General features: G+C 36.5%; 15 protein-coding genes and 2 pseudogenes. 5 read left to right on the top strand and 12 right to left on the bottom strand.

What is annotated here, in order from left to right:
* Positions 1-86: 86 nt before the first annotated feature.
* A complete protein-coding gene (locus CIB29_RS16645; protein ID WP_094551594.1) occupies positions 87-419 on the top strand; it encodes a helix-turn-helix domain-containing protein in 333 nt (110 codons plus the stop codon).
* 95 nt (positions 420-514) lie between these two features.
* Complete coding sequence (locus CIB29_RS16640) at positions 515-709, top strand: SymE family type I addiction module toxin (RefSeq protein WP_094551592.1); 195 nt, start codon at positions 515-517, stop codon at positions 707-709.
* Here the strand turns inward: CIB29_RS16640 and CIB29_RS16635 are convergent.
* The 11 genes and pseudogenes from CIB29_RS16635 to CIB29_RS16590 form a co-directional block, all read right to left on the bottom strand.
* Positions 704-1,489 carry an HNH endonuclease gene (locus CIB29_RS16635; RefSeq protein WP_094551591.1) on the bottom strand — a complete coding sequence of 262 codons (786 nt, stop codon included), beginning with the start codon at positions 1,487-1,489 and terminating at the stop codon, positions 704-706. The genes CIB29_RS16640 and CIB29_RS16635 overlap by 6 nt on opposite strands.
* A gap of 286 nt (positions 1,490-1,775) precedes the next feature.
* Positions 1,776-3,569 carry a UvrD-helicase domain-containing protein gene (locus CIB29_RS16630; protein WP_242965311.1) on the bottom strand — a complete coding sequence of 598 codons (1,794 nt, stop codon included), beginning with the start codon at positions 3,567-3,569 and terminating at the stop codon, positions 1,776-1,778.
* Positions 3,554-5,605: an ATP-dependent nuclease gene (locus tag CIB29_RS16625; protein WP_117434614.1), complete on the bottom strand. Its 2,052-nt coding sequence runs from the start codon at positions 5,603-5,605 to the stop codon at positions 3,554-3,556. Before CIB29_RS16625 ends, CIB29_RS16630 begins: the two co-directional genes overlap by 16 nt.
* A gap of 112 nt (positions 5,606-5,717) precedes the next feature.
* On the bottom strand, positions 5,718-5,897 hold the full coding sequence (locus CIB29_RS16620; protein ID WP_094551587.1) for a helix-turn-helix domain-containing protein: 180 nt from the start codon (positions 5,895-5,897) through the stop codon (positions 5,718-5,720).
* A 175-nt stretch (positions 5,898-6,072) separates the two neighbouring features.
* A complete protein-coding gene (locus CIB29_RS16615) occupies positions 6,073-7,503 on the bottom strand; it encodes a recombinase family protein (RefSeq protein WP_198543951.1) in 1,431 nt (476 codons plus the stop codon).
* A gap of 86 nt (positions 7,504-7,589) precedes the next feature.
* Positions 7,590-9,365, bottom strand: a complete 1,776-nt coding sequence (gene ltrA / locus CIB29_RS16610) for a group II intron reverse transcriptase/maturase (RefSeq protein ID WP_094550212.1) — start codon at positions 9,363-9,365, stop codon at positions 7,590-7,592.
* A 512-nt stretch (positions 9,366-9,877) separates the two neighbouring features.
* Positions 9,878-10,093: a recombinase family protein gene (locus tag CIB29_RS16605; protein ID WP_198543950.1), complete on the bottom strand. Its 216-nt coding sequence runs from the start codon at positions 10,091-10,093 to the stop codon at positions 9,878-9,880.
* An 83-nt stretch (positions 10,094-10,176) separates the two neighbouring features.
* A complete protein-coding gene (locus tag CIB29_RS19045) occupies positions 10,177-10,338 on the bottom strand; it encodes an SHOCT domain-containing protein (RefSeq protein ID WP_198543949.1) in 162 nt (53 codons plus the stop codon).
* A 14-nt stretch (positions 10,339-10,352) separates the two neighbouring features.
* Positions 10,353-10,742 (bottom strand): recombinase family protein, encoded by a 390-nt coding sequence (locus CIB29_RS16600; RefSeq protein ID WP_094551583.1) that lies wholly within the window; start codon positions 10,740-10,742, stop codon positions 10,353-10,355.
* Between the two features lie 552 nt (positions 10,743-11,294).
* Positions 11,295-11,705, bottom strand: coding sequence for a sigma factor-like helix-turn-helix DNA-binding protein (locus CIB29_RS16595; protein ID WP_094551581.1), 411 nt, complete (start codon positions 11,703-11,705; stop codon positions 11,295-11,297).
* Positions 11,706-11,920: 215 nt separating this feature from the next.
* Positions 11,921-12,127, bottom strand: a pseudogene (locus CIB29_RS16590) (IS200/IS605 family transposase); the annotation flags it as partial.
* A gap of 164 nt (positions 12,128-12,291) precedes the next feature.
* On the opposite strand from CIB29_RS16590, the gene CIB29_RS16585 reads away from it, so the two are divergent.
* Genes CIB29_RS16585 through CIB29_RS16575 form a run of 3 tightly spaced genes read left to right on the top strand, consistent with a single transcriptional unit; the run spans position 12,292 to position 15,540 of the window.
* Complete coding sequence (locus tag CIB29_RS16585) at positions 12,292-13,551, top strand: tyrosine-type recombinase/integrase (protein WP_094551579.1); 1,260 nt, start codon at positions 12,292-12,294, stop codon at positions 13,549-13,551.
* Positions 13,535-14,512, top strand: a complete 978-nt coding sequence (locus CIB29_RS16580) for a tyrosine-type recombinase/integrase (protein WP_094551577.1) — start codon at positions 13,535-13,537, stop codon at positions 14,510-14,512. Before CIB29_RS16585 ends, CIB29_RS16580 begins: the two co-directional genes overlap by 17 nt.
* Positions 14,509-15,540 carry a tyrosine-type recombinase/integrase gene (locus CIB29_RS16575; RefSeq protein ID WP_242965309.1) on the top strand — a complete coding sequence of 344 codons (1,032 nt, stop codon included), beginning with the start codon at positions 14,509-14,511 and terminating at the stop codon, positions 15,538-15,540. The genes CIB29_RS16580 and CIB29_RS16575 overlap by 4 nt, the downstream gene beginning before the upstream one ends.
* A gap of 100 nt (positions 15,541-15,640) precedes the next feature.
* Here CIB29_RS16575 and tnpA read toward each other — a convergent pair.
* Positions 15,641-15,892: pseudogene (tnpA, locus tag CIB29_RS16570) on the bottom strand (IS200/IS605 family transposase); the annotation flags it as partial.
* Between the last annotated feature and the right edge of the window lie 213 nt (positions 15,893-16,105).

The following is a 16,105-nucleotide window of genomic DNA, read 5'->3' as shown; positions in this document are numbered from 1 at the left end:
TTTTCAACCTATTATAAGCAAAATGCTTATGTAGTTCATTCTGAAAATTTGTATAATCTGTTATATTTTTATGCAAGGTGATATGAGTGTTAGAATTGGATTATAAGAAAATAGGCATAAGGTTAAAAGAAGAAAGATTAAAAAAGAATATCTCACAAGAAAAACTTGCAGAGTTAATAAACATGTCAAAAGAACATGTAAGCCATATTGAGTGCGGTACTACAAAACTTAGTCTTCCGACACTTGTAAAAATATGTAATGCATTAGAAATAACTCCAGACTTATTGCTCCTTGATTCTGTTTATAAGTCTAAGGAATACTTAAGAGATGAATTTGCAAGGCTTGTGAAAGACTGTAGTGAATTGGATATGAGATTAATTCTGGAAGTTTCAAAAGCAATTATTAACGTCAAGAAATAAATCGAAATCATAGCAATTTACTTGATTCTGTTCCTACCTTCCTTTATACTCCATCATGGCAAAAGTAAATCTTTTCCTGAATGGAGTGAAACCCTTTGAATAAGCGAATTTTGACAGTTTCATATTATTCAAGCTATAACTGTAAAGAAACTCCTTTTATCCGGCTTCATGGTAAATGGCTTGAAGATGCAGGGTTTAGAATTGGAGATAAAGTAGAGGTAATTGAGAAGCCGGAAGAACTGGTAATTAGGGTTGTGAAAGACGAAAAAATAAAACAGATAGAATTATAAATTCCTACGGTTCTTTTCAACTATATCTATTAAGTTTTCAACCGAAATATTTGCCTTATGCAACATAGAATGGCAGTTCGGACATATAGGTCTTAAATCATTAACAGGGTCAATTATATATTCTTTACTTATCTCATTTAATGGCTTGATATGATGAACTTCGATGTACCCAATTCCAATATCACCATAAACCTTTTCAAAATCAAATTCACATACACAGCATTTATAACCATATTTTTCAAGACATAGTTTTCTTACTTTTGGGTTACGTTCATACGCATTTACTGTGATCTTTTTCATCGCACCTTCAAAAAGACTTTCCTCTTCCTGTTTATCTATCTCGTACAGCATTTTAACATATTCATCCACAGCGTCTAAAATACTTAACCTTTTTTCAATAATTAGTTCATCTATTGCTTCTTTTAATTCAGGTCTTAAAATCCAAAGAAAATTTTTCCCATTTTTATGTCTCGCACCTAAAAACATTATATGCCAGTAATTAAACTTCGTACTATCATGTTTTTGCCAAGGAGCTTCTATTCCTAAATACTTTGTGATCCTCTTCCCTAATTGTCCAACATTCGAATTATATGATTTGGGTGATTGACCCCTTTTTATTGCTATGTCTGTCGCTGTCGCCATATGATTTGGCTCGTTGTAAACCATTAGAATTAAATCTAAATTATATGGTTTAACAAGTCTTTCATCAACGAGTATATTCTTCCATTGTTCTTTCGTAATATCAACTTTATCATTCCATTCAATCTTATTGTAATCCATTTTTTAACTCCTTTTAAGCAATCAACTTTTTTCGTAAAAGTTAACGAGTTTTTCTATATTTATTATTTACCTCATTATCCATTTGGTAACAATAAGCTGTTTTCTTCCCACGTCCACGGTAACATACCCATGTCCTTCCAAATCCTCTCCAACCCTTGCTCGAACCCCTTCACTCCCGATATAGCACTGTTATTGTCTCCACGTGCCTTGATGGCATGAACAAGATAATTTTTAGCTGGCTCAAAAACTATAGTAGAGCAATATGGATAACTGTCAATTCTAAAAATTAAACACTAATTATATTAAATAAACCCTCTAATATTGATAAATCATTATTAGATAATGATGGTATATTAATAAACAATCTCTCTCTCGCCCTACTTATTGCTACATAATAAATCCTGTGTTCTTCATTTCCGTTTAAATCAGGTCTCAAAAGAAAATCTAAATCTTTTTCATTATTTAAGACAACAAAAACATTATTGAATTCATCACCTTTTGCTTTGTGGATAGTCTTATCTTTGCTAATGTCTTCATTGAAATTCACACACAAGGCTAATTGTAAATAACTATGCTTTTCATAAAAAGTTTTAGCTGCACCACTTTTCAGATTTGAAATCTCCGGTTTAATTTTACTTTTCACAAATGAATAGAAATCAAAGAAAGACTTATCTTTGAATTCATCATAGTTTTTTAAGAGTAAACATAAATACTTAAGCGCTTCTTTTTTCCCTTTGCTTTTATCATTCTTCTCTCTAAACAATTGTTCTAATTCTTTAATTGCTTCTTTAAATTTTCCTTCATGAGCAAGTTCTGTTGCCTTTAAACAACTAATCACCACTTTACTTCTATAATGATTACTACTACTTGATTTGTCTATATCTGAAAGTTCGTCGATTAACTTATCATTAAAATACATTTCTCCGATTTCTTTCTTCATTACGTTCGATGTTATATTATCTCTTGATAATGAATATACTGGCTCATTATTACTTATTTCTATTGCCTTTCTAAGAGCGGCAACTTTATCGCCAATAATAATAATTGGTTTTTCTCCATCTATGTTTCTTATTTTATTCTGTTTAATATTTGTACGAACTTTATTTAATACATCAATGATTCGATTTGTACTTCTTCTATTGTCAGGTATTACATAATCCACTATGTGCGGCAATTCAAAAGAACGAAATTGTTTTGGGTCTGCACCTTGAAATGAATAAATTGATTGAGCCTCATCACCAATTATTCCAATAATAGTTTCTTTTTCACCTATTAATTTCAAGATAGCTACTTGAATTGGATTGGTATCCTGAAACTCATCTACGAAGAAATATGGGAATTTTGCTCGCAAAATAGTTAAAATAAAAGGGTACTTTTTTATAAGTTGATAACTAAAAAAGAGAACATCATCGTGATCTATAAGTCCTTCTTGCCAATAAAGTTTTTTATATTCTAGTAAGTCTGCTTCAAGAATATCCAGACATTTTTTATTTAAATATCTGCGTTCTATCTTTCCTTTGTTTTCTACTAAATAAAAGGCTTTTTCTCTGTCTCCTATAATTTTCAAATTATTGTAATGATCCATTTTATAACTTAACGACGATAACCAACCTATAAGTGCGCTTTTGTTAGTATCCAATTTTATCAGTTGGTTTATAGTATATGGGTGCTTTAGCTCATTAGCATAGGGATGATTTTCAATCCATTCAACAACTTTTTTAAAATGCAAAACAGGATCACTATGACCATCTAATTCCACTACATCCAAACCGTAATCAGCGGCTAAAAATGACACATATGGCTTTACAATATGCTTATATAAAAAGCTATGAATTGTAGAAACTTCGACTTGGCTTGTATTAGTTCCTAAGTTTTTCAAAATTGTTTCTACCGCAATATTTGTATACGTAATACAAGCAATCTTACGAGTTTTCTTTAGCCTTTTTGACGTATGTAAAATATTCTTTATATGTTTTACTACCCAATATGTCTTACCGGCACCGGGGCCAGCAGATACTCGAAAATGTTCTTCAATAGGAATTAGTGTATCTGAATTTATTGAGATCATTTGCATATCCATGCGATGGCTTTCTTAATATAATCAGGAACAATAAATTCTTTATATTCGGCAGTTCCCTTTTTTGTTAGATTTTCCTCTAACGCATATACTAATTCCATCGCATTTTCTCCTTTCCCAACTGAGTTAAGATATCGAGCAGCTATAATAGCTTTAGCTTTTTGATCGTCTTCCCATAAGGTATTTGTACATAAACTATCAATAATTCTTTGGTTTTCATCACTTTTATTTAACTTTTTTTCATATTCAGAAATCGGGCTTTTATTTTTATATAATTGCATGAGTTGTATAATTTCTTCTCTATTGCTCATCGATTCAGTTATTAATAAGTCAAGTGTTGGATTATTTAAAATTAAATCATATTCAAATGTTTTTCCGTAAACTTTATCTTGAGTAAATGAAACAATATTAGGATGCTTACCTTCTTCATATCTATCTAAACTGGTGTTGACTTTATACTCGTAAGTTGTACTATCGATATTCAATTCAAATGGATAGCATTTTTTAAAGTTTACGCCTTGATCTTTCTTCCTTCTCTCAGGATCTATATCGGTTAGGCAAACAACTTTTTTATTTATTGTATATGGCTTTTGAGAATCAAACAAATGTAAAAAATGATCAAAATATCTTCCACCTACATTTATTACTGCAATATGATTTTCCTCTAATGACTTCCCCTCATACCTTGCTAGAATTGATAAAAGTAATTGCTCGACTATTCCCTCTACTAAAATCACTTTTTGGGCAAAAAGCATATCTGATTTGGTTGCATCCAAAAAACGCTGAACATATCTTTTACTTTTTCCATCACTCGGAAATACTTTCCCTGGATATCCTACTAATGTTTCTCCTGCTTCATTATGCAGGCAAATCAGCTCATCTAATGAAACGGAAGAAGTAATGTGCGTTGAATGAGTTGTTACAAAAATCTGTCTTACTTTTTTCTCTGTTTTATTTTTTTTCAAAAATCTCAAAAACTGATATTGCATCGCGGGATGAAGGTGTGCTTCCGGTTCTTCAATTGCCAAAACAGGGAAAACTTTTGCATTACTTCCTAAATATTTGCCATCTGAATTTACTTGCATCTTAGATAAAAGCAACGACATGAAAATCAAATTATTATATCCGAGTCCATTGTGTGTTGCAGGTATTTTTATACCAGTTTCATACTCCACAATTAGCTTAAGCGCAGAGAACATTTCAATATCCGAAATGCTCCCCTCGAAATTTGGTATAGCTTTATGAAATGATGCCCCTGTATCCTTTGCGTATGAAAGAATTTGCTCCTTGCCTTGCTTCATTCTTGCCTGAAGGTCAAGAAGTAATGCATCTGCCCGCTCAGAAAAATCCTGCTTTTTCTTTTCTATTTCCGTCCTTTTATCTTCCTCTGACTTTGTGGCATCAGATTTTATTTCATAATCCATAAAAAAGTCTAAGACATTTCTTAGAAGCGTATTTTTGCCAGTAAGCATATCTCTTTCAACATCACGAATTGCATCCAAAAATTGAAAATCAAATTTCTGTAACGAATCGCTATCTGCAACGGTTTGGGTTATTGGGTCACCACCCCAAATTCTGTATACATAGAGCCTTATAAAATCGTGTTTTATTAACTTCCAAGCCATATCTAGATTTGTAGCAGATTTAATTATTTTTAAATATTTATCTCTTTCTTTTTCGGGAAGAAAAAACTCATAGGTTAATAATGCCTGATAAGGTTCGTTTAGAGTAGTAAGCCAATTACCTACAGTTACTAAGTCATCAGAATTTAAATCTTCATCAATACTTTGATTTATTGTAATAGCTATACTTATTTTTGGTGGATTAGCCTTCAATTCATCAAGTGTAATATGTTTATTAAAATCATCGATGTCTAACTGCTTTGTCACTTTAGAATCAAGCACTAATGCCAAGGCTTTTATTAGATTTGATTTTCCTGCATTATTATGTCCGATAATTACATTTACACCATCATTAAATTTTATGTCAGTGTTTTTAAAATTCCTAAAATTTACTATTTTAATATTGGATATGAACACATTATCCATCCCCTTTTGTTTTCACTTATATCAAATAATTATATTTGCTTTCTCTCATTTCCCGCTATAATTTTTAAATCACGTCATAATCAACCGAAAAAATACCAAAAGATTATATCTTGTCTTTATCTTTTGTACGAGCATCTGCAGGCTTGTCCGCTTCTTTTGGAATTGCCCATGCCCATCCTAACCGAACCGCCCCTGCCACTCGTCCTTGCTCACATAAGAGCTGAACCCTGCGCTGGGATATCCCCCATTTTTCTGCTGCTTCTTTTGCAGTAATATAATCCATTCTTTATACCTCGCAGAAATATTTTCCAAATAATATTATATACGAAGAAACGAATGAAAACAATGAATTCTGTGAATTATTTCTATGAAGGAACTAATCGAGCAAGTAATATACATGAATAAAACAGCCGTCATTATGCTTTCCATAGTTTGGCGGTTATCTCTTCTCGGTAATGTTATTTTATAGATAGCTCTTGTTCCATCTCTAAACCTGATTTGAATCTTATGAGAATCTTATCCTTTGACATGACCTTAATATTATGTACAAGCTGCCTGACAAGCTGGTTATCAAATTCCGATAAGTTGCAGTCTGCAGCGTTCAGAAACTTCTTCATATCCCCAATTCTTCTCTGGAAGCTGTCTTGACTGGCTTCCTGTTCAGTATATTGCGTTTTCTTCTTCTGGAGTTCTTTCAACTCGGAGGAGATTTTGGCATAATGCTCGTCAAAGTCCGTATTATCTGCTCCACATCTTGCATTTTCCTCTACGAAGCCTAACATCTCTTTTTTTAATTCCGCGATCCGTTTCTCTATTCTTGTTATGTCCATCCGTTTAGCCCGGTTGCTCATCACCAGCTGAATGTTGGACTGTAGAGTGTCCACAAAATCTCCCTTATCCTGTATGAGTGAATTAAAAGCATCTATAATGGCTCTATGTAAAACATCTTCATCAATTGTGGGAGATTTTGGGCAGTATTTTTTCCCATGCTCCAGCCTGTTAAAGCACCGCCAGACAATCCTTTTCTCACTATATGCTGTCCAGGATGCCCGTCTGTAAGGTTTGCCACACTCTCCACATATTAGTAATTCGGTTAGAGCATATTTTGAGCTGTATTTTCCACTGTCGGTTTTGACTCTTTTATCAGCAGATTTCTTAAGGCTGGCCCGGCGTGCTTTTTCTTCCTGTATCCGGTGAAACAAGTCTTTTGAGATGATGGCCGGATGGCTGTCCTCCACATAATACTGGGGGACAATTCCATTGTTTTTTACTCTTTTCTTGGTGAGATAATCTATTGTGTAGCTTTTTTGCAGCAGGGCATCTCCCATATACTTCTCATTGGAAAGCATCCTGTTGATGGTGGTAGTAGACCATTGGTTTTTTCCGGTAACCGTTTTTATACCGTTTTCCTCCAAGTATTTTTTAATTTGGGTAATGCTTTGACCCTCTAAATAAAGCCTGAAAATCAGCCTTACTATTTCTGCTTCCTCCGGCACTATCACCAATTCACCGGCCTCATTTTTCGTATATCCCAAAAACTTGTTGTGATTGACCATAACCTGTCCTTTCTCAAACCGGCGAACGACACCCCACCTTGTGTTGGTGCTTAAGGAACGGCTTTCTTCCTGGGCCAAGCTTCCGAGGATGGTGATGAGAAATTCTCCGGTACTGTCCAGGGTGTTGACGTTCTCTTTTTCGAAGAACACGCCGATGTTTTTCTCTTTCAGTTTCCGTATGTATTGAATGCAATCAAGGGTGTTTCTTGCAAAACGGCTGATGGATTTTGTCAGCACCAGGTCAATCTTGCCTGCCATGCAGTCTTCAATCAATTTATTGAACCCTGTTCTGTTTTTCGTACTGGTGCCGGTAATCCCATAGGCTAAGGGCACAAAATCCCTCGCCACCGAACCGTACGTACACCTCTCGACGTATACGGCTCTCCGTTAATAATTACCATATCATTTTAAAATTCAAATTAACTATGTATTGCCTTATGGCAATCCTCGCATACCACTAATGTTTTTCTATTTTTGATTTTCATTATCTGCTCCCAAAGCTTATTGCCTTCTAGTCCCTTTACACTTGAAACATGGTGAACCTCATAATTAGACTTTCCCCTGCTACCGCAAAGCTCGCAAACTCCTGCTTGCAGTCTTGCTCTAATAGTAGCATTGGTATTTACAGAATAAATGTGTCTAACAATATTATCATCACAGAACCCTTTGCAATCTTGAAGTTTTACAATTCTCTTTTCTCGTGTTTTACCTTTTTCTGTTTTATATTTTATTGCCCAACCTTTGCCGCTTTTATATTTGTCAATTACTTTACTTATTGAAGAATTATGCTTTCCTGCTAAAGTTGCAAGGCAGCTATATTCCATCAAGTATTGAAAATAATTAAGTTTATTATAATTGTTGGCTAGGTGGTAATAATTGAGTATTCCACGAATTTCAGCATTGTATCTTTCCAAGATTTCTTGGTCTGGGAGATATAGCCATCCTTTTCTGTGTATCGGGTGAAACTTTTTAGCTTTGCTCTGTCTAATGATACCTTTATCAAACATAAACTTTTCTATCTTCTCTAAAGGAACTAATAATTCTACAGTGCCATTCAGCTGACGTTTCTTGTGTCCTAATGAATTAGTTGATATTTGTTGATTACGTCTAACTGAAATGTCATATCCTAAGAACCTAACTTTTTCACTACTGTGAGTAATCAAAGTCTTTTCATCACTTAAGGTAAGCTTTAATTCATCATTTAGAAATTCTCTTAATTGTTCTTTAATTTTAATGCAATCTTCTTTATTTCCTCTTACTGCTATTAAAAAGTCATCAGCATATCTTACAAAAGCTATATTTTTATCCGTTTGTGATTTATAGGGTAATTTCAAAAGTTTCTTACTATATTCATTAATTCTTGAAATCAGAACCGGTTTTTCTTCATCAGTAGCATTTTTAAGTTTCTGCTGTAACCAATATCTTTTCCCTCTAATCTCGTCGTATGTTGGATTTACACACCTTGTTGCCGGCTTATCGAAGTTTTGTTTAATCTCCATGATTTTATTATCCAATTCATTCAGATAAATATTGGCAAGTATTGGGGATAAAATCCCTCCTTGAGGTGTTCCAGAATATGTTTGGTTATATCTGAAATCCTCTATATATCCTGCCTTTAGAAAACTACGAATAATGTTTATAAACTTACTGTCTTTAATTTTTCTTTGTAATATTTCAATAAGCTTATCATGGTCAATATTATCAAAACAGCCTTTTATATCTCCTTCTATAAACCATCTTGCACCTTTGAAATATGGAAGTGTCTGCTTTAATGCAGTGTGACAACTTCTATTAGGTCTAAATCCATGTGAAAAATCACTAAAAATCGGTTCATAAATAGCTTCTAAAAATCTACGCATAACTTCTTGTAATAGCTTATCTCTAAATGACGGTATTCCTAAAGGTCGCATTTTCCCATTGGATTTCTTGATATATTCTCTGCGTACCGGCTTGGGTTTATAAGTATTATTGCTTAATTCTTCTATTGAACTTTCTACATATTTCTTTCCAAATCCATCAGCAGTATCATTATCAATACCTTCAGTTGATGCTCCTTTATTGGAATATAATTTTTGGTATGCACTGTAATAAATATCTTCCCTTAAAAGATAACGGTATAAGCGAGTATATACTCCATCTTTGTGCTCATTTGAATTTTTATTGATACGCTCCAAAATTTCAGCTGTTGGTTTCATTCAGGATTCTCCTGCCTTTCAACTTTCTAATTTTGAAATTTATTAACTGTTTCCCTTCGCCATGTAATGAGCCTTACTCATCTCGGACTACTATGGAAACTCTGTTACCATACAAGTGAAACTTGCTTAGGTAATCCCCAGTTTAGCTTTGTTTCTTGGAAATGTGGATTGTCGGATATGCTTTCAGTCTGTTATAACACGTTCTCGTGCCTGCTCTGTAATTTATTGATAACTCTATATGCGACGAAGGTACATATAGATGTTACAGCTAAGGTATCAGGACATTTCCTTAGACCCTACGCAATGGCAGCTTAGACCTCACATTCGATAAATACAATCTTATCCTCATATCCACTTGTCATTGCAACATAAGTCGTGGCTTTTGTCCTAAGCCAACTTGTCGCTTTCCTATCATGCTATGTTCCTGTATCGGGTTTCCCCTTGCAGTAAGATAGGTTGACTACTGCGTTATCTTGCAGTGTAGTTCCATAAATTCTACTTTAAACAAAGCCCTAGTCTGGGCGCACTTCATCGGCGTAAATGCCGGCAAATGTCCAGGCATCGTTCGCTTCGATCAACTCGGTGTAGTGCGCTACCTGTGTCGAAAAGGACTGTTGCTGCTCATCGTGGTCTGAACTAACACGGCAGTATGCGCATACGCGCAGTTTAGGAATCGTTTTTTTCTCAGCTTTTTTACCGATCGGATTTATCACTGTGACCTTGGGCATACACATCCTCCTTTCCTTTTTCAGAACAAGATGTCCTGTCAGCAACACACAGTACCACACAAAATACACTATATCAAGTGTTTTTACATATATACCTCTACTAATTGCGGTTTGTACAAACGCTGATTTATTGCATCCACTTCTTTGTATTCGGAAAGTGTAATAAGACCCTTTTCGAGCAGGGACCTCAGCAGGGAAAGAGCCATTTTATATTTGATTTCATTGGTTATTTGAGTTTGTGACATAGTTTTTCCCTCCCTTATAAGTTCAGTGTGCTTATGATTTTTGAACCAATTTCACCGTGAACTCCCACCGTAATTTCGCCCTCCATGGGAGAGTAAACCCTGATTCCCTGATCATGAAGCCAACGGATAAAATCCAGCGTTTTTATGGCATCTCTCCCAAGGCGGGAGAGATTAATGATCAGAAGAACATCCATTTTGCCTGCAGCTGCAGCCTCAGTCACTTCAACTAGTCCATTTCTTTCAAATCTCAGACTGCTTGCCGTATCCTGTGAGACCCCAGCGATTTCAAAACCCATTTGCTCAGCGTAATCCGTAAGTTCTTTTTTCTGCCCTTTAAGGCGCCCATGCTCATCTTCAGGAGCATCAATGCGGCAGTAAAGCCACGCTCTTTTTCTTTGATCCATAATTCTGTGCCTCCTTATAAATTCATGTTTAATACCAGAAGGATGCAGCGGAGATTTTCGACTCCGCTGCATAGTTTCTGATATTAAAGGGGTTAGGGTTGTTCTTCATTTTCAGGCAATGCTTTATTCGACACTACTTCCCAAGCACGAGAGCAACAGCTTAAACTGCCCGTGGTCAGCAGGCATCACAGGAATCTCACCTCCCCGAAGGCCTCCGGGCTGCACTCTAGGACTCAACCTCGACCATGCAGGAGTATCATTGTAGGCTGTTCAGGTTTTGGCGAAACAATCTACCACAGATTGTTTTATGGTCAAACATTCTCGCTCGTCACCTTCGATGCCATCGTTTTGACGGACAATTAGTCCGCAGGCAGTCCTGGCGTGTTTACCAATGTCGCTTTCCGTTTCTGCGGCTGAACAGCTAATGTATTTGAGATGTTGGATATAGACGGCTTGCACCGATAGTTTTCAAAGAACAGTGAGGGGAAGAAAAAACCCCCTCACTTCTTTAAGGAAAAAAGTGAGGGGGCTATGCGCAATATTTTTAAATTTTTATAAAATTTTTTTTAGTTTGGAGAGTATTCTTGTTTTTCTGCGATTAATGTTTGATTGACTAATACCTAATTCCCTAGCTAATGCAGTCTCTGTTTTCCTATTGAAAAACAGTTCATGAATCAGCAGCCGTTCTTCTTCGGATATCATTTTCATAGCTAGCATCAGCTTCTTAAGCATTTCTCGCTTTATTATTATGTCCTCTATAGATTCTTCCGCTCTTGGCACTAGATAATCGACCTGAATACCCTTTTCTTCACATGCTTCAAGGGATATATCATGTATTGCAGCCAGTTTATCAAGATAGCGCTCCCTTTCTTTTAGCTGATAGTAAGCTTTATAGACTTCCTCGGTTACGACTATCCGTTTCTTTTTAGCAACCAATGTGTATTTGTTCTCCTTTTCTCTCATAAGCTTGTCCTCCATTTCCGGATTTTTTAAAATCTGAAAAATGAAGAACAAGGGGAGGAGAGCGGCATCTTACAAAGTGCCTATATAAACAATCATGACCACCCGTTAAACGGGTGGTTTGCTTTAGCCCTATAAGGGCATATTACTGGCTGTGTCTAAAGACACACTGAAAGATCTGCCAACCGCATATTTTTTCAGGCTACCCCTAAAGGGGTTTATTTTTTGCCTTTATTCACAGGCTCACCTGTAAACGGGTCTATGTACTCTTTTAAACTTATTTGATCATATGTCAGATCTTCTTGTAATTGATTTTTTATATGTTCTTCTATCACTTTTTTATTTCTGCCTACTGTATCTACATAATAGCCTTTACACCAAAATTGTCTATTTCCATACTTATATTTTAAATTTGCATGTCTATCTTATCCCGAAAGATTTGTTATCCCGAAATATGTATCCAACTCCTGATATACCTGAACATGAAGACAAAAATTTCGGGATAATATTTTTGTCCGTATTCTATGGCGTTCTATATAATTGTAAATAGCGGGATTTTCCCGACAACAATTACAGGAGGAATCGTCATATGAAGGAGACTATACTGCTGTCAAAATTAATTGATATGACAAAGCAGGATTTAATTGCACATGGTATTAAGAAAAAGACAATACAGTTATATCAGTGCTATGGGTTTAATCTCATCAGTCGTAAACATAATGAAGCAAATGAACTGTTTTACTCAGAAAAACTGGCGTTGGAAGTTGTTCGCCAAATACGGGCTGAATATGAAGCAGGGCTCATTCCAGAAACAAAATTCCGGATTCTCCGGACCATCGCTGAACGTATACATGAGTGCTATGAAACTGGGCACGTCCAATGGCGTCATCTTCCCCATTGGGGAATCAGAAAATTAAGTACTCCCTTTGAGAAATGCCTTAATAATTATGTTGACAAAAGGCTCCGTACCGGATGCAGTATCACGACCATGAGAGGACAAAAGCCAATCATCCGCCATTTCCTTTTCTTTTGTGAGGATAGAGGGTACGCCTCACTTGATCAACTATCCAAGGATGATATAGTGGAATATATAAATACTGTCGCAAAAAAATATTCACGGGTAGGTGATGTACTATCTGTCATACGTACTTTTTCTGATTACCTTACTGAAAACAAGATGATTTCTTTTGACATGAAACTGCTGTTACAGATACCGGCTCCAGCTCATCGCAAGTATTCATCCGGTTTTACCCAGGCGGAAGCAGACATGATAGTTTCAGCACCAGACCGTACTACAGCATGCGGGAAAAGGGATTTCGCAATAATGATTCTGGCAAAAAACACGGGACTCCGTTCCATTGACATCCTCGGGCTCAAGTTTTCGGATGTGGACTGGAACAGAAAAGAATTAAGGATAGTACAGCATAAAACAGACGTACCACTTACCCTCCCAATAGAAATACCGGTATGTAATGCCATAGCTGATTATATACTGCATGGCCGTCCTCAATCTGAATCACAGTATATATTTCTAAGGGCAAGGCCGCCATATAATCCGCTAAGAAGCTGGAGTGGTCATTCAATTGTCCGTCGGAACGCCATTGCTGCAGGAATAGAGTGGGTTTCCAATAAACGTAATGGGATGCACAGCTTCAGGCGCGGACTTGGAAACTGGATGCTGGAAGCAGAGATTCCATTGGGAACCATAAGTGAAGTTCTCGGACATACAAGTAGTGATTCTACAAAACCATATCTTGCACTGCAGGAATCGTATCTGGGTAAATGTCCCCTTAGCCTTGATGGAATCCCATGTCTGAGAAAGGAGCTGACAAATGAAATATACATTTAATAGTAAACTCAGCAATTACATTGACGGGCTGATAAACCAGAAACATTCTGTTGGCTATCCTTATCTTGAAAGTGAAAGAGTTCTGAAAAATTTCGACCAATTCTGTTTGATGAATTTCCCGGAAGAAAAAAGTCTTACGGTTGAAATCGGACAGCATTGGGCTGTCGTTAGTCCAACCGAGAGTGCAGTTACTTTTCAAAACAGGATGGCACCTGTCCGAGAACTTGCGCGCTACATACAGAGGCTTGGTTTTGATGCGTATGTTATCCCTATGGAAGTGGGACCTAAATGTACACGCGGGAAGAAAAAAACTCCCCATATCTTTACCGACAGAGAACTGGAATTGTTTTTTGCGGCAGTTGACAGTCTTGAGATAAACAAACGGTGTACATTACGGCATCTTGCACTTCCGGTCATTTTCCGAATGCTATACTGTTGCGGGCTCCGTCCACATGAAGCACGAATCCTCGAAACTGCGGATATTGATTTGAACAACGGCAAAATACAGATACGGGAATCCAAAGGGCATAAGGACCGTCTAGTCATAATGCCACCTGATTTATTAGAAATCTGCCGAAATTATGCACGACTGCTTCAGAAAACATGTCCGGGAAGCAAATATTTCTTCCCTTCGCAATTGGAGCACCTAAACCCATACACAGGTATTGGTCTCGCCAAGCTGTTCAGGACGTGCTGGAACTCTGCCGGCATTGATACATATGGTGGTGATAGCCCCAGGCCATATAGCTTTCGTCACACTTTTGCTACGAGGCGTCTCTACCAATGGATGAAAGAGGGCAAAGACATAGAAGCAATGATTCCATACTTGAGTGCATATATGGGGCATGAACGGTTTTCGGATACAGCTTACTACATTCACCTTGTGCCGGAGATATTCCCACATATGTCGCAGATGGACTTTTCATCATATGAAAAACTTTTGCCGGAGGTGGGTTTGTGAACATCAAAGATATAAGTTTTTACAGGACAATGCGCGATTTCCTAACCGTTTACCTTCCGAGACAGAAATGCTACAGTCCTAACACAGTAAAATCTTACCGCCTGGCTTTAAACCTTTTCATAGGATTTCTTGGCTCAGAAAAGAATATCCCTCTATCTAAACTATCCTTTGGTTGCTTTAATGCGGAAAATGTAGCAGACTTTTTGGACTGGTTCCAAAATAACAGACGCTGTTCTTCGTCAACAAGAAACCAGCGTCTCATGGCACTGCGATCCTTTTCAAAATATGCCGGGCTGCAGGATGTTGCAAATCTTTCTGTGAGGATGGAGTTGACAAAAATTCCAATACAGAAGGCGCCAAAGAAAATCGTAGAATTTTTGACTGAGTCGGCACTAAAGGCATTGTTGGAAGCTCCTGACACTAGGCGCAAAGCAGGTATGCGTGACAGGTTTTTTATGATACTGATGTATGATACGGCAGCCCGATGTCAGGAGATGTTGGATGTTAAACTGGGGGATTTCGTCCTTGATGGTAAAAACCCATATGTACATCTTTTAGGAAAAGGCAGAAAAACAAGAACGGTTCCTTTGATGGACAAAACGGTTCAGCATCTTAATTTATATTTGGAACAGTTCCATCAAGGCAATACATGCCGTGATGATTATCTTTTCTATACAATAAGCCATGGGGTAAAGCACCAGATGTCCCCCGACAATGTGGAAAAATTCATGATGAAATATGGTAAATGTGCTGCTCAAGTATGCGATGAAATTCCAAAACGTGTTCATCCTCACCAACTCCGCCATACGAGATCAATCCATCTTTACCGTGGAGGAATGCCGCTTGCATTGCTTGCTGAATTTCTGGGCCATGTAGAACTGGAAACCACCAGAGTTTATGCATATGCTGATACAGAGATGAAAAGGAATGCTATCCAGAAAGCCTGCTCAAAAGAGAATAAAATAGAGGAAACGGTCATCTGGGATGAAGATGATGAGGAAACACTACGTAAATTATTGGGTCTATAGAATTTAGTTATCCCGAAATATGCAGACGCAAATCCTTGCAAACACTATAATAAAAAGCATTCTTCGGGATAACAAATCTTTCGGGATAAGATAGGTTATCCCGAATTCGGGATAATGCATCAAATATCATAAGCGAACTCTTTCCTTTTAAATATCCCATAAACTGTGACACACTTAATTTCGGTGGTATACTCACAAGCATATGAATATGATCTTTGCATGCATTTGCTTCTATTATTTCTACTCCTTTGTATTCACATAGTTTTCTCAATATCTTCCCTATATCTTCTTTTATTTTGCCGTATATTATTTGTCGTCTATATTTTGGTGCAAATACAAGGGTGCATTTAATTTAGTTGATGAATAATATTCCAAGGAAAGAATTTCATTTGAAAAGAGACAAAAAAATAGTCTAAGATACCCATGTAAATTAAATTTTAAAAAGGGGTGTCTTAGACTATGATCAAAAATACCAATGAGATTTTAACACAAAATCTCATAAAAGTCGAAGGTATTTTAAGGAATTTTGTTGAGGAAGCAATAAAAAAAGAGCACGAAGGACAGC

This window comes from Petroclostridium xylanilyticum (genome assembly GCF_002252565.1).
Classification (GTDB): domain Bacteria; phylum Bacillota; class Clostridia; order SK-Y3; family SK-Y3; genus Petroclostridium; species Petroclostridium xylanilyticum.
Note: the sequence above shows the minus strand (reverse complement) of the source record. Positions and strands in the feature narration are given on the sequence as shown.